This window comes from Mucilaginibacter lutimaris (assembly GCF_042676625.1).
GTDB classification, from domain to species: Bacteria; Bacteroidota; Bacteroidia; order Sphingobacteriales; family Sphingobacteriaceae; genus Mucilaginibacter; species Mucilaginibacter lutimaris.
Window position 1 is genome coordinate 91,915 of record NZ_JBHTIA010000009.1, and the last position, 20,079, is coordinate 111,993.

Annotated in this window: 18 protein-coding genes and 1 tRNA gene; 11 read left to right on the top strand and 8 right to left on the bottom strand. The window is 43.3% G+C overall.

The window, feature by feature from the left end:
* Window positions 1-167 precede the first annotated feature (167 nt).
* Together ACFQZI_RS13060 and ACFQZI_RS13065 are read left to right on the top strand one after the other, a co-directional pair.
* On the top strand, window positions 168-821 hold the full coding sequence (locus tag ACFQZI_RS13060) for a mechanosensitive ion channel family protein (protein WP_377143107.1): 654 nt from the start codon (window positions 168-170) through the stop codon (window positions 819-821).
* Window positions 822-915: 94 nt separating this feature from the next.
* Window positions 916-2,346 (top strand): L-serine ammonia-lyase, encoded by a 1,431-nt coding sequence (locus tag ACFQZI_RS13065; RefSeq protein WP_377143108.1) that lies wholly within the window; start codon window positions 916-918, stop codon window positions 2,344-2,346.
* A 23-nt stretch (window positions 2,347-2,369) separates the two neighbouring features.
* Here ACFQZI_RS13065 and ACFQZI_RS13070 read toward each other — a convergent pair whose 3' ends face one another.
* The 4 genes from ACFQZI_RS13070 to ACFQZI_RS13085 all read right to left on the bottom strand — a co-directional run bounded on the left by ACFQZI_RS13070 (window position 2,370) and on the right by ACFQZI_RS13085 (window position 5,237).
* The gene (locus ACFQZI_RS13070; RefSeq protein ID WP_377143110.1) at window positions 2,370-3,053 is read right to left on the bottom strand and encodes an SGNH/GDSL hydrolase family protein; all 684 of its coding nucleotides are present in this window, start codon (window positions 3,051-3,053) and stop codon (window positions 2,370-2,372) included.
* Between the two features lie 19 nt (window positions 3,054-3,072).
* Window positions 3,073-3,771 (bottom strand): SGNH/GDSL hydrolase family protein, encoded by a 699-nt coding sequence (locus ACFQZI_RS13075; RefSeq protein ID WP_377143112.1) that lies wholly within the window; start codon window positions 3,769-3,771, stop codon window positions 3,073-3,075.
* A gap of 23 nt (window positions 3,772-3,794) precedes the next feature.
* Window positions 3,795-4,523: a lipoyl(octanoyl) transferase LipB gene (gene lipB, locus ACFQZI_RS13080; RefSeq protein WP_377143113.1), complete on the bottom strand. Its 729-nt coding sequence runs from the start codon at window positions 4,521-4,523 to the stop codon at window positions 3,795-3,797.
* Window positions 4,524-4,598: 75 nt separating this feature from the next.
* Entirely contained in the window at window positions 4,599-5,237 is a 639-nt protein-coding gene (locus ACFQZI_RS13085; RefSeq protein ID WP_377143115.1) for a 4'-phosphopantetheinyl transferase family protein, read from the bottom strand.
* Window positions 5,238-5,379: 142 nt separating this feature from the next.
* On the opposite strand from ACFQZI_RS13085, the gene ACFQZI_RS13090 reads away from it, so the two are divergent.
* From ACFQZI_RS13090 to ACFQZI_RS13115, 6 genes are all read left to right on the top strand, one after another.
* A complete protein-coding gene (locus ACFQZI_RS13090) occupies window positions 5,380-5,502 on the top strand; it encodes a hypothetical protein (RefSeq protein ID WP_377143117.1) in 123 nt (40 codons plus the stop codon).
* A 163-nt stretch (window positions 5,503-5,665) separates the two neighbouring features.
* Window positions 5,666-6,202 (top strand): dCTP deaminase, encoded by a 537-nt coding sequence (gene dcd, locus ACFQZI_RS13095; protein WP_377143119.1) that lies wholly within the window; start codon window positions 5,666-5,668, stop codon window positions 6,200-6,202.
* Window positions 6,203-6,263: 61 nt separating this feature from the next.
* Entirely contained in the window at window positions 6,264-8,960 is a 2,697-nt protein-coding gene (locus tag ACFQZI_RS13100) for a TonB-dependent receptor plug domain-containing protein (RefSeq protein ID WP_377143120.1), read from the top strand.
* 62 nt (window positions 8,961-9,022) lie between these two features.
* Window positions 9,023-11,713, top strand: coding sequence for a TonB-dependent receptor plug domain-containing protein (locus ACFQZI_RS13105; RefSeq protein ID WP_377143121.1), 2,691 nt, complete (start codon window positions 9,023-9,025; stop codon window positions 11,711-11,713).
* 178 nt (window positions 11,714-11,891) lie between these two features.
* Window positions 11,892-12,173, top strand: coding sequence for an ATP-dependent Clp protease adaptor ClpS (locus ACFQZI_RS13110; protein ID WP_377143123.1), 282 nt, complete (start codon window positions 11,892-11,894; stop codon window positions 12,171-12,173).
* A gap of 9 nt (window positions 12,174-12,182) precedes the next feature.
* Window positions 12,183-12,374, top strand: coding sequence for a hypothetical protein (locus tag ACFQZI_RS13115; protein WP_377143125.1), 192 nt, complete (start codon window positions 12,183-12,185; stop codon window positions 12,372-12,374).
* A 55-nt stretch (window positions 12,375-12,429) separates the two neighbouring features.
* On the opposite strand, the gene ACFQZI_RS13120 is transcribed toward ACFQZI_RS13115, so the two are convergent.
* A complete protein-coding gene (locus ACFQZI_RS13120; RefSeq protein ID WP_377143127.1) occupies window positions 12,430-13,392 on the bottom strand; it encodes an isopenicillin N synthase family dioxygenase in 963 nt (320 codons plus the stop codon).
* Window positions 13,393-13,571: 179 nt separating this feature from the next.
* Between ACFQZI_RS13120 and ACFQZI_RS13125 the strand changes: the two genes are divergently transcribed.
* Window positions 13,572-15,401 (top strand): DUF6600 domain-containing protein, encoded by a 1,830-nt coding sequence (locus ACFQZI_RS13125; protein WP_377143129.1) that lies wholly within the window; start codon window positions 13,572-13,574, stop codon window positions 15,399-15,401.
* 72 nt (window positions 15,402-15,473) lie between these two features.
* Here the strand turns inward: ACFQZI_RS13125 and ACFQZI_RS13130 are convergent, their stop codons facing one another.
* Both ACFQZI_RS13130 and ACFQZI_RS13135 read right to left on the bottom strand, forming a co-directional pair.
* Window positions 15,474-16,325: a ferritin-like domain-containing protein gene (locus ACFQZI_RS13130; RefSeq protein WP_377143131.1), complete on the bottom strand. Its 852-nt coding sequence runs from the start codon at window positions 16,323-16,325 to the stop codon at window positions 15,474-15,476.
* Between the two features lie 11 nt (window positions 16,326-16,336).
* Entirely contained in the window at window positions 16,337-17,026 is a 690-nt protein-coding gene (locus ACFQZI_RS13135; RefSeq protein WP_377143133.1) for a ferritin-like domain-containing protein, read from the bottom strand.
* A gap of 418 nt (window positions 17,027-17,444) precedes the next feature.
* On the opposite strand from ACFQZI_RS13135, the gene ACFQZI_RS13140 reads away from it, so the two are divergent.
* Window positions 17,445-17,756, top strand: coding sequence for a hypothetical protein (locus ACFQZI_RS13140; RefSeq protein WP_377143135.1), 312 nt, complete (start codon window positions 17,445-17,447; stop codon window positions 17,754-17,756).
* A gap of 98 nt (window positions 17,757-17,854) precedes the next feature.
* Window positions 17,855-17,929: transfer RNA gene (locus ACFQZI_RS13145), tRNA-Val, on the top strand.
* Window positions 17,930-18,561: 632 nt separating this feature from the next.
* On the opposite strand, the gene ACFQZI_RS13150 is transcribed toward ACFQZI_RS13145, so the two are convergent.
* Window positions 18,562-19,812, bottom strand: a complete 1,251-nt coding sequence (locus ACFQZI_RS13150) for a hypothetical protein (RefSeq protein WP_377143137.1) — start codon at window positions 19,810-19,812, stop codon at window positions 18,562-18,564.
* Window positions 19,813-20,079: the final 267 nt, after the last annotated feature.

The window sequence follows — 20,079 nt, forward strand, 5'->3', positions numbered from 1 at the left end:
TTAAAATAAAAATCTTAATTTTGGCTCTGTCTATGGAGCTTAAAGAATTCTATCATAAATTTCATGTTTGGTTAGTCGATAGGGGGCCGAGTTACGCCGCCGGGATAATACTATTTTTAGTAGGACTTTGGGCTATAGCGTTCATTAAATCGCGGCTTACCCAACGGATGAGTAAACGCGAAATTCATTCGTCCTTACAACCGTTTTTTTTAAGTCTTTCAATCACCGCGTTATATGCGGTACTCATCATTACGGTATTCAACATTATTGGTTTCCAGCTTACGTTTATCAGCACTGTTATTGGTGCCTTAGGTGTTGCGGCTGGTTTAGCATTATCGGGCACGTTACAAAACTTTGCGGGCGGGGTTTTAATATTATTGCTAAAACCATTCGAGATTGAAGACCATATTATAGCCCAGGGGCAGGATGGACGTGTACAAACCATACAGCTTTTTTATACCGAGATACTTACTGCCGATAATAAAACGGTTATTATACCCAACGGAAAACTTTTTAATGAGGTAATAACCAATATAGGCCGCCAGGGTAAGCGCCGTTTAGATATTGATTTTAAATTGAGTTATGGGGTTGATATTGAACAGGTAAAGGGTATTTTAACTACGGCAATTAAAAATGTACCCAATATAATGGGCGAACCCGCCGTTAAGGTTGGTGTGCTTCTGTTAGAAGGTGATGGGATGCGTTTTACTGTACGTGTATGGGTAGACCCTGCTCACTTCCTGGGTACCAAAATGGCGCTGCAGGAAAAGATAATCAACGATATAAAAGCTGCAGGTATCAAATTCCCCGGGATGGCTTAGGTAGCGATTAAAGATTGATGTTGCTAAACTAATCCGTGTACGCTAACCATTAATCACCAAATGTTACTTATTTTTACTTCTTAATTATTGTTTGATGCAACAACGCGAACAAATCTCGGTATTTGATATGTTTAAGATAGGCATAGGCCCGTCCAGCTCGCATACGCTTGGGCCGTGGCGTGCCGCGCAACAGTTTGTTGAGCTGCTTAAACAGAAGAGTGCCCTGCCGCTTGTTGTACAAATAAAAATTTTACTATACGGCTCATTGGCTAAAACAGGCAGGGGCCACGGTACCGATATTGCCATACTACTTGGCCTTAGCGGTGATGATCCGGTAACTTTTGAGGTTGACAAGATAGATGCCAAAATTGCCGACATCAACCAAACCCATAAACTGCAACTGGGCGGCGAAAAAGAGATCAGTTTTTTTACTGATGATGACCTGTTGTTCCTGTTTGCCGAGAGCCTGCCGTTTCACCCTAACGCGGTAACCTTCCAGGCATTTTTAAGTAACGAAACGGCTGTATCTGCCACATACTATTCTATTGGCGGTGGCTTTGTGGTAAAAGAGGGCGAGCAAACCGGCCAAAAAACGGAGGTTGATCTGCCTTTCCCTATTGATACTGCAGGCGACCTGCTGCACTGGTGCCGTAAAACAGGGCTTAAAATATCGGAAGTGGTATTAGAGAACGAGCTGGCCTGGCGCAGCGAAAAGGAAACGCGCGATGGCGTGCTGAATATTTTTAAGGTGATGCAGGAGTGTATGTACCGAGGTTGCCATACCTCCGGCAACCTGCCGGGCGGCCTGAATGTTGCCCGCCGTGCATCGGCGTTAAATAAACGTTTGCTAAAAGGCCATACCTACAGCAATTACGCCGAGTGGGTACAGGCCATGCGCCAAACCGGCAACGGCTTTCAGAATATTTTAGATTGGGTAAGCTGTTTCGCGCTTGCCGTTAATGAAGAGAACGCTTCCTTTGGCCGGGTAGTTACCGCACCAACTAATGGTGCCGCAGGGGTAATACCTGCTGTGTTGCAGTATTATATTAGTTTTTGTGACGGTTTTGATGAGGAAAAAATAATCCGGTTCCTTTTTACCGCATCTGAGGTGGGCAGTATCTTTAAAAAAGGTGCCACCATATCTGCTGCTATGGGCGGTTGCCAGGCCGAGATAGGCGTATCGTCTGCCATGGCGGCAGCGGCCCTTACCGAGTGCCTGGGCGGTAGCCAGCGGCAGGTTTTAATGGCTGCAGAGATCGCTATGGAACACCACCTTGGCCTCACCTGCGACCCGATAGGTGGCCTTGTACAGGTGCCTTGCATAGAGCGCAACACCATGGGGGCCATAAAAGCTATTACCGCCACCCAACTCGCCCTGCAAAGCAACCCTGATAAAGCCAAGGTAAGCCTCGACGCAGTAGTACGCACTATGTGGCAAACCGCCCTGGACATGAACTCCAAATACAAAGAAACCTCAGACGGAGGTCTGGCTATTAATATCCCGATTAGCTTGCCGGAGTGTTAGGTGGTGATGAATAAGCTTGAAAATTACTTCTTAAATTCTTTCGCGACTACTTTCGCAATTTTTTGTACCCACCAACTGTACATCCTGGCAGATGGGTGAAGGTGATCGGTGGTAACGAGGTCTGTGTTTATGCTGTCTGTACGCGACAGTCCAGTTATATTAATGTAGTGTACCTTGGCAGCATCAGCTACTACTTTATTTATGAAGTTATATTCGTCAATTTCTGCGCTAATTTTATCCAGATTACGGCCGTTGGCAAATGGCGTAGAACCCCAGTCAGGTATCGATAATACAAACACATGTTTTGGGTTCCCTTTGGCCATAATTATGGCTGCGTTAAGTATTTGGGTAAACTCTGTTTTGTAGATGTCGGGATTTTTATTTTGATATTGATTGTTAACACCTATTAGGAGGGTTACAAAATCAAAAGTTCCGGTCCTGGGATATCCGGCAATCCCTTTTAATAACTCATCTGTACGCCAGCCATTTTGCGCAAGCACAATAGGTAGCGCCACATTTATACCCTTGTTTTTTAAGCTTGCTGCAAGCTGATAAGGAAAACTTTTAGCAGTTGGCACAAAGCGGCCCACGGTATAAGAATCGCCCATAGCCAGATATCTGACCGAATCTATAATGGTGCGGTTTGCTTGACCATAGCCCGCCTGAGATATTATAATAGCCAATAAAAAGCAAAGCTTAATTTTCATGCTTAATTGTGACAGAAGCTTACTTCACCTGCGCATTTACAACCGGCAATATTTGTGATACCCAAAGGCTATACATTATGGCTGATGGGTGCAGGCCATCATTAGCTATCAGGTCGGGTGTGTAGCTTGCCCGGCGGGACGCAGGCGTGATGTCTACATAAGTAACACCTGTTCTTTCGGTTTCCTGTTTATTGATGGCGTTAAACTGGTCTATCTCGGCGCCTACCTTCTGGACATCATATCCTCCGTTTTTGGCGAACGGCGTAACGCCCCAGTCGGGGATAGAAAGTACAAATACATGCTGTTTGTTGCCTCCCGCGTAGTTGATAGCGGTATTTAGTAGTTCAATAAATTCTTTCCGGTAATCATCTTTACTATACCCGCGAAACTGGTTGTTGACGCCGATAAGCAGGGTTACTATGTTGTAATCGTGCTTAGTGATGCCACGTTGGGTAATGCCATGTTTCAATTCTCCGGTGGTCCAGCCGGTAACGGCAATAATATCTGGGTTTGTTACCACATGGTTGCTTGCCTTAAGCCTTGCCGCCAGCTGGTAAGGGAAGGAGTGTTCTTGCGGCACAGCTTCGCCAATGGTGTACGAATCGCCAAGGGCAAGATATGTTAATGTGTCGGTGGCAGGCATGTTGACATTGGTTTTTTGTACGGCGGCTTGTGTAGGTACAGTAGCTTTGGTACAAGCCGCAAAAGTTCCAATCAAAAATAATAGTGTTAGTATCCGCATTATATCATCTCCATACCAAAAAGTACGGAAATATGATGCTTTAGGATTTCTTTTACTTCGTTCATGTCAACCGAACGGCCAAGCTCGGCTTGCATAGAGGTTACCGCTTTGTCGTCGATACCGCAGGGTACAATGTTCTTAAAATAATCAAGATCGGGGTTTACGTTAAAGGCCAGCCCATGCATGGTAACCCAACGGCTGCAGCGCACACCCATAGCACAAATTTTGCGCGCGCGTTCGTTGTCGGCATCAAACCAAACGCCGGTATAGCCGGGGTATCGGCCTGCGGTTAACCCGTAATGGGCAAGCGTTAGAATAACCGCCTCTTCCAGTGTGCGCAGGTACAGGTGTATATCGGTAAAAAAGTTGTCGAGGTCCAAAATGGGGTAGCTAACCAACTGCCCTGGGCCATGGTAAGTAATATCGCCACCGCGGTTAATGGGGTAGTAAACGGCGTTCTTCTCTTTAAGGCCCTGTTCATCTAACAGTAAATGCTCCGCCTTGCCGCTTTTGCCAAGGGTGTAAACATGCGGGTGTTCGCAAAAAACAAGGTAGTTGGGCGTAATGGCATCCTCTATAATTTCATCGCTACCGGCAAGTGCAAGTGCGCGGTTGCGGATGTCGGTCTTAAGTTTAACGGTCTCGCCAAACAACTGCTCCTGGCGGTCCCAGGCAATCTGGTAATCGGTTAACCCCCAATCCTGAAAAATTACTTTTTTGTTCTGCATTTATTTAATCTGAACCTCAAATTATCAAATGTAAAGCATCTGTACATCTAAAATCTGCATATCCGCACATCCGGCTTATCCCTTCACATAACCTATCATATAATCTTCGTACTGCATGTAACCAACTTCGTAATCAATATCCACGTTGCCTTTATGCAGTTTAGCCTGCAGCACATCATGGTGCTGAAAATTGAATGACTGCAAAGATATATTATCTGCAAACGACACTTCCTTTTGTCCGTAGCATTTGTACACCGCCTCTTTAGCGCACCAGCAAACGTAAAGCCGCTGTATCTTGTGATCGTCTGCAATAAAATCAAGTTCGCGCTGGGATAAAAACTTATGGGCAATGCGCTCTACCTTTTCCTTTATCTGCTCTATATCTATTCCCACAGGCCGGGTTTTACTGATCATAACGGCCGCGTAATCAAACGAGTGGCTTAACGATATATGGTATGGCTGGTTCACCAGGTAAGGCTTACCGTGGCTATCAACTTTAGCGTCTATATAATCGTCGGTACCCAGCATTTTACGAAGCAACACACGGGTGCCAAGCCAATGCAGGTAACGTTTACTTTTGCTTAATTTTTTGGTGTAGGCTTTCTCGGTGTCGTCAAGCTGAAGTTGTTTGTACAGGTCTTCGGCGGTTTCTTCTATCCGCCACAGCGCAAACTCTGTATCATCATCAATCTGTTGTCGGTACGCTATAGCCATGAATGGTAAAATTGCAAAAAAGCTTGCCAATTTGTATCAGCTAAATATAATAATTAGCGTTATTTTTTTTGGCCTGTAACTAATGGCCATAAACCTACGTCATACAAGTACTAAACACTTTAATCATCACAGTTAACACAATATGAAGAGGATATACATATCGGCCGCTGTATTGATGGCCGTTGCCATTACAGAAGGTTGCATTAAACAACGCGTTGATCAAACGGCTGCGGCAAAAAAAACAAGCATACAAAAAGGGCTTTAAATTTAAAGTAGGGTAGTGTGAGTAAGCACCGCCGGTTGGTGGTGCAATTTAGCCGCATGTGCAATAGTACAGGCGGCTTTTTAGTTTTATATACTGTAGGGTGCACATTACCTGTTGGGAGTTAGGCCAATTAATTATAATTTTAAGCCCAGTAATTTTTATAATGATTTTATCAGACAAGCGCATCCTCGAGGAGATTGAAAAAGGGACTATTATAATTGAGCCGTTTAAACCGGAATGCCTGGGCACAAACTCATACGATGTGCATTTAGGCAAGCATTTGGCCACTTATAAAGACCGTGTACTGGATGCCAGGCTGCATAACGAAATTATTGGTTTTGAGATACCCAAGGAGGGTTTTATACTGCAACCCAATACACTTTATCTGGGTGTAACAGTAGAATATACCGAAACGCATAAACATGTGCCTTTTTTGGAGGGAAAATCGAGCACGGGCCGTTTGGGGATAGATATACATGCCACTGCCGGTAAAGGCGATGTAGGCTTTTGTAACACCTGGACGCTGGAGATATCGTGCGCGCAGCCTGTAAAGATATATGCGGGGATGCCTATAGGCCAGCTCATTTACTTTGTAGTGGAGGGAGAAATAGGAACCATGTACAACACTAAAAGCAACGCCAAATATAACAACCCTACTACCCGCCCTGTAGAGAGCATGATGTGGAAGAATAAATTTTAGCGTTACAGGTAAGCACAATTATTGCGCAGCATTGTTTATATTGTGATTTACCTGTAAATGTATGGCTTACAAACGTTTTATAGCGGGCCTTTTGCTGGCCATTGGTGTTGTTGGCGCTTATAGTTTTAGCGCCGATGAGGATATTGCTGCCATCGTACAACGCCAGTTAGATAAGTGGACGGGGGCGCATCCTATCGAAAAAGTACACCTGCAATTTGATAAGCCATATTATGCAGCCGGCGATGATATATGGTTTAAAGCCTATGTAATTACCGGCCCCGAACACCGTTTGCAGTCCGACAGCGGCATACTTAATGTGGAACTGATAGATGAGCAGGATGCCGTTAAACAAAACATAAAGCTACAACTACACAACGGCCTTGCCTACGGCGATTTCGCCCTGCCCGATACCCTGCATGAGGGCAACTACCGCATACGCGCGTACACCCAATATATGCTGAACGCTGGTAACGACTTTGTCTTTGATAAAGCCATTAGCATAACCAACATTATTACTAACAAAGTATTTACTAAAACTACGTTTAGTACGGCCGGCCAAAACGGCCGCAGCACAGTTAGCGCTGATATTAATTATACTGATGCTAACGGCGCTGCTTATTCCGGTAACGCGGTGAGTTACTCACTTATGTTAAATAATAATGTTATAGCAAAAGGCAAAGGCGTAACAGATGCAAATGGCAACCTGCATATAGAGTTGCCGGGTGATAATACCGCTTTACTAAAAACAGGCAGAATAGTTACGGGCATTACCGGCACAGGGCAGGGAGGAGCGGTTTATAAAAGTATCCTTGTAAGGGTAATGGCAGGCCATGCCGATGTACAGTTTTTCCCCGAAGGGGGTGTGATGGTAAACGGCATAGAAACCAGGTTAGCGTTTAAAGCTATTGGCACCGATGGATTAGGTGTAGATGTAAAAGGTACGGTAACCGATAGCAAGGGCAAGCAGGTAGCGATAATAACTACAGCTCATTTAGGTATGGGTGTAATTAATTTTACCCCGCAGGCAGGAAATACCTATAAAGCAAATTTAACTTATACCGATGGTTCAAAGGGAACGGTTAATTTACCTGTAGCCACCGATGATGGTTTTGTACTGAACGTTGCTGATGCCGGGCCACAAAATTTAAGGGTAGTAGTAAGTGCCACAAAGCAAAACAGCAATAGGTTTAGCCTCATAGGGCAAAGCGGAGTTAAGGTTTATTACGCGGCAAGCAGTGTGCCGGGCAATAAGGTATTTTCGGCTACGATACCTAAAAGTAAATTCCCATCGGGGATAGCGCAGTTCACATTGTTCTCCTCATCGGGTACACCTTTAAATGAGCGCTTGGTATTTATCAATAACCCCGACGACATCCTTAGTTTATCGGTTATTGCCGATAAGCAAAGTTATTCGGCAAGGCAAAAGATAGGTTTAAGCATCAATGCTAAAAATAACGAAGGCAAACCTGCTGTAGGCAGTTTCTCTATAGCTGTAACAAATGAAACTAAAGTGCCGGTTGATGAGAACTCCGAAAACAATATACTGGCCAACCTGCTGTTAACTTCAGACATTAAGGGGTATATAGAACAGCCTGCATATTACTTTAACAACGTAAACGATAAAACCCGCGCCGACCTGGATGTATTGATGCTAACCCAGGGATACCATAGATACGAGTGGAAGGATGTGCTGAGCGCGAATCAGCCTGTAAACAGGTATGCCAATCAAAAGAATTTTACCATATCAGGCAGGGTAACAACACCATCGGGCAGCCCGGTAGCCGGTGGTAAGGTTGAGCTGATAAACTTTGGCGACGGCGTATTACAAATAGACACCATTACAGACCAGGCAGGTCGTTTTGCCTTTAACGACGTGATATTTGCAGATAGTATCAAGTTTTTGATCCAGGCGCGTACGGCAAAGAATAAACGCGACGTAATTATAACCATGGATAGCATCCCGCCACCTGCGGCAAATAATTATAAAAATATTGCCGATTTTAAATTGACTACAAGTAGCTTTCTTGCTACTTACGCCCAAAACAGTAAAGCGTTATACTACGAACAAATGAAGTATGGACAGGGTAACCATGTTATCAGTCTGCGCGAGGTACAGATACGCGAGAAGCGGAATGCCCTTAAACATTCATCAAACTTAAACGGGCCGGGCAATGCCGACCAGGTTTTTTTGGCTAAAGATTTTTACAACATGGGTTGCCCGCAACTGGCTGATTGCCTGCAGGGGCGTTTATTGGGCGTTATATTTAGGAATGGGGTTCCTTACACTACACGGGGCTTTGGCCGTATGCTGGTGGTTATAGACGGGCTTCGCTCTCAAAGTAATGCTATTAATACACTTAATGTAAATGATGTCCAATCTATAGAAGTGCTGCGCAACCCCGGCACCTATGCTATTTATGGAATGGATGCCGGTAGTGGCGTAATTGTTATAACCACCAAGCGCGGCGACGAACCTGTAGAGTACCCGCAAACATTTGGCCGCGGCATAAAACCATACGCGCCAAAGGGTATTTATCGCTCACGTACTTTTTATTCACCAAAATATGATGTAAAGAACCGCCAGACACTGGCTGACCTGCGGACTACCATTTACTGGAAACCGAATATTGTAACCGTTGGCGGTATATCAACGGTTGAATATTACAACGCGGATGCAGGGAATTACCGTGTAGTGATTGAAGGCGTAGACAGCGAAGGCAATATAGGCAGGCAGGTAATACGCTACAAAGTAGAGTAATATGTATTGATTTTTTAAATAAAGGTTTTAGTATATTTACAATACACCTGCCTTGCTGAATTATGAATATTAAACGTACCACTACCCGGCTGTTAGCAGCATTTTGTGTTGTTTGTATTTACAGTTTTGTTATTGATGATGACATCCTTAATAAGGTAAATCAGCAACTGGAAAAATGGTCTGAAGTGCATCCTGTAGAGAAAGTGCACCTTCACCTTGATAAGCCTTACTACGCGGCCGGCGAAAATATTTGGTTTAAGGCCTACGTTACCCTTGGTAGTTTACATAAATTATCTGACTATAGCGGGGTATTGAATGTAGAGTTGATAAACGATCAGGATTCTATCACACAAACCTTAAAGCTGCAATTGAATGAAGGCACTGCCTTTGGTGATATAGCCCTGCCCGATACACTGCATGCGGGTAACTACCGCATACGTGCATATACACAATACATGCTAAATGATGGTAAAGACTATATTTTTGATAAAGCTATCAGCATTGGGAACGCTATTACCAACAAAGTATTTGCGCGGGCAACATTTAATTACAGCAATAAACCTGGCGCGGATAATTTAACGGCGGTTATTAATTATACGGATATTAACAGTAATACATACACGGGCAACACGGTTAATTATACGGTGATGCTTGATGATAAAGTAATAACCAAAGGAAAAGGTATAACCGATAGCGCAGGGAATTTTCAACTTAACCTGGCAGGCAATACACCGGCGCTTTTAAATAATGGTACTATTATTACCAGGGTAAATGTATCAAAAGGCTATGTGGTAACTAATACCATACCTATTAGGGCCTTATCTGCAAAAGGAGATGTTCAGTTCTTCCCCGAAGGCGGCAATATTATTAATGGCATTCCGGCAAAGCTTGCCTTTAAGGCTGTTGGTACCGATGGCTTGGGGATTGATATAAAAGGCATTGTTGAAAACACCGCGGGTAACCGGGTTGCTAAATTAACTACCTCGCACTTAGGTATGGGAGTTTTAAACTATACCCCCAAAGCAGGCGAAGACTACTTTGTAAATATAGAGTTTCCCGATGGCTCTAAGCGCACCTTTGCTTTGCCCAGGGCTATTAACGAGGGTTATGTATTAAAAGTATTTGAATCGGGCCCAGATAACCTGCGTATAACCGTGGCTACTGCCAAGGGTGCTTCTGATGCGTTTAATCTGGTTGGGCAAAGCGGCGGGAAGGTTTTTTATACGGCTAAAAGCAACCCGGGTAATACAGTATTCTCTGCCTTGGTGCCAAAAAATAAATTCCCTACGGGCATAGCGCAATTCACCTTGTTCTCATCAACCGGCGAACCGCTGAATGAGCGGTTGGTGTTTTTGCAGAATCCTGACGATAGGCTTGACGTGGCCATATCTGCCGAAAGGCAAACATATGCGCCAAGGCAAAAAGTTGTGCTAAACATAGCTACAAAAGATGGCGAAGGCCTGCCCGCTCCGGGCAATTTATCGGTAGCGGTAATAGATGAAACCCGTGTGCCTGTTAACGAGAATAACGAGAGTAGCATAATGGCGAATCTGCTGCTTACCTCAGATTTAAAGGGCTATATAGAACAGCCTGCCTACTATTTTAATAATGCTACCGATAAAACCCGCGACGATCTGGATGCACTGATGCTTACCCAGGGATACCGCAGGTTTGAGTGGAAAAAAGTATTAGGTGGTGCTGCCTCCCCCAACAAATTTGGGCGCGAAACAACTTTTACCATATCCGGCAGGGTAACAACACCCAAAGGCCTGCCTGTAACCAGGGGAAAAGTGCAGCTAATAAATTATGAAGGGGGCGTAATTAAATTGGATGCGCTTACGGATGCAAACGGCCGCTTTACATTTAAAGATCTGATATACATCGATAGTATTCGTTTCTTGCTTTATGCACGTACCGCCAAAAACAGTAAAGACGTTATTATAACTATGGATACTACCCGGGCACCATCCGCTGCAAACTATAAGAACGCGGCAGATTTTTATAGCGGAGTAGCAAGTATTGTAAACACTTATGCCGAAAATAATAAAGCGCTGTATTATGAGCAGCTTAAGTTAGGCTTGGGCAACCATGTGCGAATGTTAAAAGAAGTACGCATAAACGATAAATTTAATCCTACAAAGCATTCCTCAAATATTGTGAGTAAGGAGTTTGTAGACCAAACCCTTAGTGGCAGGCAAATAGGGCAGGGATGCCGCAATTTAGTTGAATGTCTTGAGGGGCGTATTGTGGGGGTCACCTTCAAAGGCGGCCTGCCATATTCTACCCGTATAGACAGGCCAATGACCGTTTTAATTGATGGCGTAGTTGCGCATCCAAATGATCTGAAAACTTTAAATAGTAATGATGTTGAAGCAATAGAGGTAATACGTGGCGGTGCGGCCAGTGTTTACGGGGGATACGGCGCGGTATTGGTTACTACACGGCGTGGCGACGAGCCTTTAGCCTTTTACGATACCAAGCGGTTTGAACAAGGGGTTATACGTTACCAGCCAAAAGGAATTTACCTGAGCCGCGAATTTTATTCGCCCAAATATGATGCGAAAACCAATCAGAAACTGGCCGACCTGCGTACCACCATCTACTGGCAACCCAACCTGTTAACGGATGCCGACGGCAAAGGCGCCATTGAGTATTTTAATGCAGGCAGCCTCGGTACCTACCGTGTTGTGGTTGAAGGGATAGATGATGAAGGCAATATTGGCAGGCAGGTATTTAGGTATAAGGTGGAGTAGCGTCAAAAGTCAAAAGTCAAAAATTCCCCCAGGAATTCCCGCACCCATTCCAATTAAGTGTTAGTAGCGGGGATGCTACGTTTCATTTATGATTTATTCAGGATAAGTGCGTTGCGTGTAATTTTATAGGATGATAAACATTATTTTAACGCGTTTTTGAGTAAATTTGCTGGTACATATGCCAACTGAAGTACAGGAAGAGACCCTCACCTTAGAGGAAATATTAGCCGGGCTTAAGGAAATGCACCGCCTTATTTTATGGAACGATGATCATAACACGTTTGAGCACGTTATACATTGCATGATGAAATACCTGGATTATACCGAAAGCCAGGGCGAAAAAATTGCCTGGAAAGTACATAACGAGGGTAAGTGCGCGGTATTGGAAGGCTCATTCACCGAGATGGAGATCTACCGTAAAATATTACAACAAGAAGGCTTAACAGTTAGCGTTGATTAACGCATGATTATGAAAAAGCAAAATAACTTTATTCTGTATCTGATTTTAGGAATAGCATTTGGGATCATATTTCATAAGCTTGCCCTGGGGATGATATTCGGTATGGCTATCGGAATTATGCTTGACGCACGCGCTGCTAAGCAAAGTAATCAAAACCCGAATGATGATAACGACAAGCAGGACCTGAATAAGCCTGAATAAATACTTATATGTAATAAAGGCCTCTCTGTTATGCAGGGAGGCCTTTATAGTATAGTTACATTTTTAAACCAATCTCGCGCAGGCGCTCATCAAGGTAATCGCCCGCGGTAATATCAGTATATAGTTTGGGGTGCTCCTTATCAATAGTTGATGGCAGGCTAGTGAGGTCCATATTGGTTTTGGGGTGCAGAAAGAACGGTACCGAAAAGCGCGAATTCTTCATCTGCTCGCGGGGCGGGTTAACCACCCTGTGCGTTGTTGATTTTAGTTTGTTGTTGGTTAAACGCTGCAGCATATCGCCTACGTTCACTACAAGGTCCTCACCAAATGCTGTAACCGGGAACCATTGGTTATCGCGTGTTAGCAACTCAAGTCCATCGGCGCTGGCACCTATTAAAAGGGTTATCAGGTTAATGTCTTCATGTGCACCGGCGCGCACGGCATCGTCAGGCAAAGCATCCGGGTTTTCAATAGGGAAGTAGTGCAGCGTGCGTAATATGGAGTTACCGTTGTGTACTTTATCATCAAAGTAATTCTCATCCAAACCCAAATAAACGGCAATAGCCCTTAGCAGGTGTGTGCCTGCTGCCTCAAGTTTTTTGTAAACTTCTAAAGTGGTGCTGTTAAATTCGGGCTGCTCGGCCACCTGTATGTTTTCGGGGTAGGTTTCCTTTATAGGGTCGTTATCTGTTACGGTTTGCCCTATTTGCCAAAACTCCTTCAGATCGGGTACTTTAAAGCCTTTGGCAGTCTCTTTATTTTTACCGGTGTAACCGCGCTGGCCTGCAAGGCCGGGAATCTCATATTTTTGTTTTACATCCTCGGGCAGGGCAAAAAGGGCTTTAACCTGGGTATAAAGCTTATCTATCAGCTCCTTGCTAAGGCCATGGTTGGTTATGGTTACAAAGCCGGTTTCGTTAAAGGCTTTACCAATACTGTCCGAAAAAGCTTTGCGCTCTTCGGCGGTACCATTTATGTAAGTATTAAGATCAAGGCGTGGAATGTTTACTGTACTCATATTTTGAATATTATAAGGCAAAATTATCCATTTTTTTATGGACATATAAGCTTATTGAATAAAATACCTGTTATGAGGCATTTGTTTTATATCATTGGCTCTTAAAACAATTGTGCGGTTAAACGTTTCAATCAATAATCAGTCGAATACAATATACCAGTTATATTAAATACCAGAGTATGAAAATCTTAAATAAAATACTGAGCATAGCGTTATTAGCGTTCTTGTTCACATCCTGCGCCGAAAGCAGAATTATGGCCCAGCAGGAGGGCGAATATATATCCGAACAGGAATTTTATGACGAGTTACAGCCCTACGGTACCTGGATCTACGACCAGCAGTATGGTAATGTTTGGATCCCGGATGTTGAGGAAGATTTTAAACCTTACGCTACCAGGGGTTATTGGGCCATGACAGATGCCGGCAATACCTGGGTGTCTGATTACCCATGGGGTTGGGCGGCTTTCCATTACGGCAGGTGGCATTACGATAATTATTACGGTTGGGAATGGTCTCCGGGCAGCGAATGGGCACCTGCATGGGTAACCTGGAGAGATGGAGGTGGCTACTACGGCTGGGCTCCTATGGAACCTAATATAAACTACGATACTTATTATAATGATAATAATTACGCTATCAATGATAACTATTGGGTGTTTGCACCATACGCGTATATAAATAGCCCTAATGTGTACAATTACTATGTGCCTTATAACAGGGTAAGTGTAATAATACGTAATACCAACTGGGTACGAAACCGCTATACTTATAATAACCGCAGTTATTACAGCCCGAGGCGCGAGGATATACAGCGTTATAGCTCAAGACCGGTAAGGGTATATAATATTAATAATGTAAGCAGGCCATCGCGTGTTACGGTTAATAACAATAACATTAATATTTACAGGCCCGGTGTCAGGACAAATACAGGCGCACGCCCTGCAAGGGTAGTAGACGCTACAGCATACAGGCAGCAAAACCCAGCGCAGCGTATTGGTGGTATAGACAGGAGCCGTGGTACTCGTTATAATCCGGCTAATGCATCTAAACTGGCCGAGGCGGCAAGAACCAATAACCCTGATGGGAGAATAGTTAGGGTGAATAATAACAACGCTAGTGTTGATGGCAGGCCTAATAATGGAAGGCCGGTTTCAAACCAGCCAACTGTTACGCCAGATAATAATAACAGGCCGGGCCGCGGTACACGCCCTTTAACAGGTGATGCGCAGCAACAGCGTAATATAGACAGGCAGCAAGGCGATGTGCAACAACAGCAAATGCGCAGGCAACAGCAACAAATACGTGAGCAACAAAGGCAGCAACAAGCCACACAGCAATCGCAAGCCGATCAGCAATCGCAAATGGTTATACAGCAACGCCAGCAACAACAGCAAGCCCGTGAACAGCAAAGGCAGCAGCGCGAGCAACAGCGCCAGGACCAATTAAGCCGCGGCACTCGCGCTATAACAGATGATGCCCGGGCACAGCAAGAGCAAGCCCGCCAGCAACAGTTGCAACAACAGCAACAACAGGTGCGTCAGCAGCAGGAACAACAAAGGCAGCAGCAAGAGCAAACCCGCCAGCAACAGTTATTGCAACAGCAACAACAGGTGCGTCAACAACAGGAACAACAAAGGCAGCAGCAAGAGCAACAACGCCAGCAACAGTTATTGCAACAACAGCAACAGGTGCGTCAACAACAGGAGCAGCAACGCCAGCAACAGGAACTGCAACGCCAACAAGTACAGCAGCAACAGAGGCAGCAACAGCAGGAGCAGATGCGCCAGCAGCAGGAACAGCAACGCCAACAGGCGCAACAGCAACAGAGGCAGCAACAGCAGGCCCGCGAGCAGCAAAGGCAACAGCAAGAACAGCAACGTCAGCAACAGCAAGAACAGCAGCGCCAGCAACAGCAGGAACAGCAGCGCCAAATGCGCCAGCAACAAGAGCAGCAAAGGCAGCAGCAACAGCCTCGGGAAACTGGAGGCGGCCGACCTGTACGCAACTAATTATAGCAATAAAAAAACGACCGGTTGAATGCCGGTCGTTTTTCATTATAAGATCAGTATTAAAATTTAAAGTTAATTAGTTACTATAAACGACCCTACTACCAATGCAACAACATCTTCTTTAGATAGTGGTTCATCAAATGCTGCCGTAGCTACGGCTGTAGACACCTTTAATGCGGTAACCAAATTAACACCACCCTGAGATACGTTTTCTTCGCCTTTATAATTATTATTTGCGGCGGTAACACCTGTATCATTACCTAGGGTAGCTGTACTAACAATATACGGCTTTATATTAGGCGCCTGGCCTAAATCGTGGCGTAATTTACGTATAGCCGATGCATGGCGTGCTTCTACCGCGTGGATAGATAAAGCAGGAGTAAGAATATCCTTGTTACCAATGAGGTTTGGTGCCTGCCCTTTGTATGCGCGTACCCCGGTATCTTCAAGTACCTGCGCAACGGCTAAAAATGTGGCATAGTTTGTAAGTACATCAGGAAAAGGGCCGTTGCCTTTGTTATTACCACCGGTAACATCATAAGTGGCAGGCGGAACCGGTGTGCCACCAAGGGAGGTAATAACACCCTGTAAAAATTTAACGTGAGCATTCTCATCTCTCCTGATCAGGTTAAGATAAGCGCTGTCTGCAGCCGGTATTAAACCAGATTTTGCAGCACCGGCATTATAAAATGCAGCTTCGAGGTGTTCTAATGTTAAGGCAAAGTTTAAAACATCAACAACAGCGTTTGATGTTTGGCCATATGCGCGTTTAAACATAGTGCCAATTGCAAATGGCATAGCAGCTACAGCCACTTTTGAACCAAAGCTGGTTATGTTTTTGATAGCTGCACGGCGGGGGTTTAACCTGTCGTTTATCTCGGGATCAACCTTTTCTATTTCTTCTATTATATTAAATAAATTCATGGCTATAATTTTTAAACTTGATAATTGTAATTAACCGCGCTCACTTTGGTTTTTAAGAAACCGTTGGCTGCGCCCAATACTTCGGCAATGGTGTTTGATTTGTTTAAGCCATTTGCATCCACCTGGTCATCGCTTACAAAGCTGCCCGGTGTAATCAGGTTAGCTATCAAGGCGGCGTGCCTTGCCTCTACCGATACAATTTTACCGGCAATGGTTAAATATCCCGGGTCTTTAATTAAATAGCCGGCACCATCATAGGCGCGTACGCCGGTATCTTCTAATAATTTAGCTGCTGCAAGTACCGAAGCACGGCTGCTAAAATCAATCGAAGAAAAATCGGTTGTTAGCGTTGTAATTGCCTTAGTACCAATAGCTGCCTTAAAAAAGTCGCGGTGCAAAACTTCATGGTCGCGAATGTCTGTAAGGTAAGCGGTTTCAATAGAACTTATGCCGCTGTAAGGCGTAGCTGCTACCTGTAAGTAAAATGCGGCTTCTAATTGTTCAAGCGCGTAGGCATAATTTAATATACCAATATCGCCGCTGCCAATATCAATACCGTTTGTTGGTACAATTTTGTCTTTTTTACAGGAGGCCGCAGAGCCAATAAGGGCTATGCCCGCCGCGCTTGCCCCGGCGTAGCGCAAAAACGACCTTCGGGCCATATTTGCCCCGTCTGTTGTTGGGTTGAGTTCTGATTTCATAGTTTGATTTTTAGTAGTGTTTTTGTAACTTATAGTACAGTCACTTACGCTCAAAGTTTTAACTCAGATTTTAAATTTTGTCGTTTATAGCAAATTGGAGTAGGTATAGCAAATTGGAGTATAAAAAAATACAAGCATAAAAAAGGCCGAAACACTCTCGCAGTATTTCGGCCCTACATCTACCTATGAAAAACTCCCTTTGAGAAGGGTTGCTAATGTATATACAAACCTAATGCCCAACTAAAAAAGGCTTTAATTCCCCTTAAAAACGCATCTTTTAATGTTATGCTACATTTTATATGTGGAAACGGCTTCCCACAGTGTAGAAAATTATATTCCCCTTAGCTTTCGTTGCACGAATTAGCGTGCTATAATAAATTATTAGAAACTTATTATAACTATCAATGTTACAAGTAGTATGGATTACAATGTGTATTTATTGGCTACCGACCCTAACAACCCTTGCCGGGATGTAATACACTCACGCGATACTGGTTTAAAGATCCGTGTGTATTGCCTTACCGAAGATCAGTTTACCCCAAACGAAGGCGAAATACAGCTTTATGGGTATGCTAACAATAAACTCTACGCTTTTGAAACCATTAACATTACTGCCGACGATGCACTGGATGTAGTAGGAGCGATACAATGGTATGCCGACTATATTGAGTTCCCGGAGATGGAGATTCTGCCCGAAGACCCCCGGGGAAGCCAGGACATAGCTATGTAGTAAAATACAATAGGCTGTATATCTATTAATTATAAATTATTTGAAATATTTTTTTGACGGAGTGTAGGTAATTTCTATATTTGCAAACCCAAAACGAAGGGAGTTTAGCTCAGCTGGTTCAGAGCATCTGCCTTACAAGCAGAGGGTCACTGGTTCGAACCCAGTAACTCCCACTTAAAAAAAGCCTCTTAGATTACTTCTAAGGGGTTTTTTGTTGCCCCTAACTTTCCCATCTTACCAATGTGTTTGCAAATTGCTTGCAAATGCTTGCAAATTCTGCAAGCAACCAAACCGGTTAATGATTTGATTAATTACCTACAATATACGAAAATTAAGGGGATTACCAATTTATTAGGTAAATTATTTGTCTCTAATATACTGCTCCCGGTAGGTTAAATTATTGACAAATTTGTTGATGAAATTAACAAGGTGTAGGTCTGACACTTTATTTTCGAAGCATCTATTATAACGTATTTCATCCACGGTAATAAACACGTTTACATACCCATCGCCTCTAAGAGGGTTTAAGTACTCTGTAAAGACCTTAATTAAGGTGTCATTCTTATATTATGTACGCCATGTTACTTTGCTGTAACTCTTTCAATGTTGCATTAAATAGTGTTTTTTTCATGATATATGTTTTAAGGCATGGGGGAGCCCTCCCCACCGTATCCCCTACTCCCCCCCCTGTATCCGGGCCGGTTGTGGGGGTAGAGGGATGGTGTCAAAATTTTTTTTGGAATTTTTTTTGGGATTTTTGAAGCCCCTTTAATCGATGGCTATAGATTTATAGAAACTGGCAATATTAAGATGCTATTTTATACTTCTCGTCTCCTTCAATTTTAAAGCTTGGATTTAATCCATGTTTTAAAAGTGCTCTTCTTAGGAGCTCTTCTGCAAGATACAAGTCCTCAACATTTGTGATGACTATTGAATCGTGAATAGAGAGCGCAGTTATCTTGCGTTTATAAAGTTCTGCTAATACTTCGTCAATGAAAATTTGAGCCTCAAACTTTTGTAAGTTGATGGCAAATAATCTGTAGTCCTCCCGTTTTAGACTATTAATTGCATCCCACACATTGGGGAAGTCATCTACGAAGCTCGTTTTAAGCTTAGAGTTCCAAGACCTCTTTTTTGAGTACCATATTTGTTTAAAGAATTGCTCTTTAAAAGCTTCACGTTTTACAGACCCAAGAACGTCTATGCCTGCGTTAAATGCGACGTGTTCATAGAAACAACCTGTTTCTGCCAATTCTTTAAACATTAATATATCATCAGGAATAATGCAGAGCTCCCCGTATTTCCTTTGATACTCTTTAATGATAAGTGGTACGCTCAGTAATATTTGAGCATTTTTTAAATCAATTTGCATCAACGGCATACCATCTAACAAAAGATACTTTCTTAAATGACTTGGCATACTGGTAATAGTTGAATAAATGCGTCTGGTGCTTTCAGCTCTGCGGCAATATCTGTCACCCATATATAACGATGCTAAATAGAAGTCTTTAGGATTAATAGTAGAGTAGTTTACCTCTCGTATTATAGGAAGGTCAGGGTATTTGCCTGCTAAGTACTTTCTGCCTTTTCTACTAACCGTAAGCTTGTCGAATACTATACCTTCTTGAATTATGGTGGTTCCACACTTAGCGTTTCGTCTTTTATGAAATAGGTTTATTTTCTTAACCAGTCTTGACTCATTATCAGTAATGCGATTGAAGTCAATCTGCTTAACTTCCATATCAGGATGAAGCTTATAAAGTGAACTACTACGGCCATTGGAGTAATTCTTTACTTTAACTATAACTTGGTTGGTTACAAACCATCTTAATATTCGACTCACTTTTGAAGGTTTTAACATCAAAATTTCTTCAAGCACAGGGTAGTACATAGGTACACCTAAGTCATATTCGTCAGTATCAAAAAGCCTACAGCGATTGATGTAATGTAACACATAGAAGTACTTTTGGTACAGCGGTTCAGAGATGCGTCCGGTTGGTGTGCGGACTTCGTTGAGGATTTTAAAATAAACCTCGTTTTGCAGTATAAAATTCATTTTCACTTTTCTTGCCCCACGACTACATTATTCGTGAGGTAGAATCATGGGCTATCTACAACCGAATTTTAATTTAACCTGATTTTTCATTACTCTGCGCATAGTCGAAAATTCATTGTTTTGTGGTTGTTCATATAAGTAAACCACTTGTGTAAACATAATATAGGTTCTAAAGAATGCAAGTTTTATTTTAAGATTACCGTCACTGTAATCAATATTTTATACTTGCGATTGCTGTTATTCTACACTCATTTTACTACTAAGCAA

What these genes read in the sequence shown, in the direction of transcription:
- ACFQZI_RS13140 (WP_377143135.1), top strand. Translation starts at nt 17,445, where the DNA reads ATGGATTACAATGTGTATTTATTGGCTACCGACCCTAACAACCCTTGC.
- dcd (WP_377143119.1), top strand. Translation starts at nt 5,666, where the DNA reads ATGATTTTATCAGACAAGCGCATCCTCGAGGAGATTGAAAAAGGGACT.
- lipB (WP_377143113.1), bottom strand. Translation starts at nt 4,523, where the DNA reads ATGCAGAACAAAAAAGTAATTTTTCAGGATTGGGGGTTAACCGATTAC.
- ACFQZI_RS13060 (WP_377143107.1), top strand. Translation starts at nt 168, where the DNA reads ATGAGTAAACGCGAAATTCATTCGTCCTTACAACCGTTTTTTTTAAGT.
- ACFQZI_RS13125 (WP_377143129.1), top strand. Translation starts at nt 13,572, where the DNA reads ATGAAAATCTTAAATAAAATACTGAGCATAGCGTTATTAGCGTTCTTG.
- ACFQZI_RS13130 (WP_377143131.1), bottom strand. Translation starts at nt 16,325, where the DNA reads ATGAATTTATTTAATATAATAGAAGAAATAGAAAAGGTTGATCCCGAG.
- ACFQZI_RS13150 (WP_377143137.1), bottom strand. Translation starts at nt 19,812, where the DNA reads ATGAATTTTATACTGCAAAACGAGGTTTATTTTAAAATCCTCAACGAA.
- ACFQZI_RS13105 (WP_377143121.1), top strand. Translation starts at nt 9,023, where the DNA reads ATGAATATTAAACGTACCACTACCCGGCTGTTAGCAGCATTTTGTGTT.
- ACFQZI_RS13100 (WP_377143120.1), top strand. Translation starts at nt 6,264, where the DNA reads ATGGCTTACAAACGTTTTATAGCGGGCCTTTTGCTGGCCATTGGTGTT.
- ACFQZI_RS13090 (WP_377143117.1), top strand. Translation starts at nt 5,380, where the DNA reads ATGAAGAGGATATACATATCGGCCGCTGTATTGATGGCCGTTGCCATT.
- ACFQZI_RS13110 (WP_377143123.1), top strand. Translation starts at nt 11,892, where the DNA reads ATGCCAACTGAAGTACAGGAAGAGACCCTCACCTTAGAGGAAATATTA.
- ACFQZI_RS13120 (WP_377143127.1), bottom strand. Translation starts at nt 13,392, where the DNA reads ATGAGTACAGTAAACATTCCACGCCTTGATCTTAATACTTACATAAAT.
- ACFQZI_RS13115 (WP_377143125.1), top strand. Translation starts at nt 12,183, where the DNA reads ATGAAAAAGCAAAATAACTTTATTCTGTATCTGATTTTAGGAATAGCA.
- ACFQZI_RS13070 (WP_377143110.1), bottom strand. Translation starts at nt 3,053, where the DNA reads ATGAAAATTAAGCTTTGCTTTTTATTGGCTATTATAATATCTCAGGCG.
- ACFQZI_RS13065 (WP_377143108.1), top strand. Translation starts at nt 916, where the DNA reads ATGCAACAACGCGAACAAATCTCGGTATTTGATATGTTTAAGATAGGC.
- ACFQZI_RS13085 (WP_377143115.1), bottom strand. Translation starts at nt 5,237, where the DNA reads ATGGCTATAGCGTACCGACAACAGATTGATGATGATACAGAGTTTGCG.
- ACFQZI_RS13135 (WP_377143133.1), bottom strand. Translation starts at nt 17,026, where the DNA reads ATGAAATCAGAACTCAACCCAACAACAGACGGGGCAAATATGGCCCGA.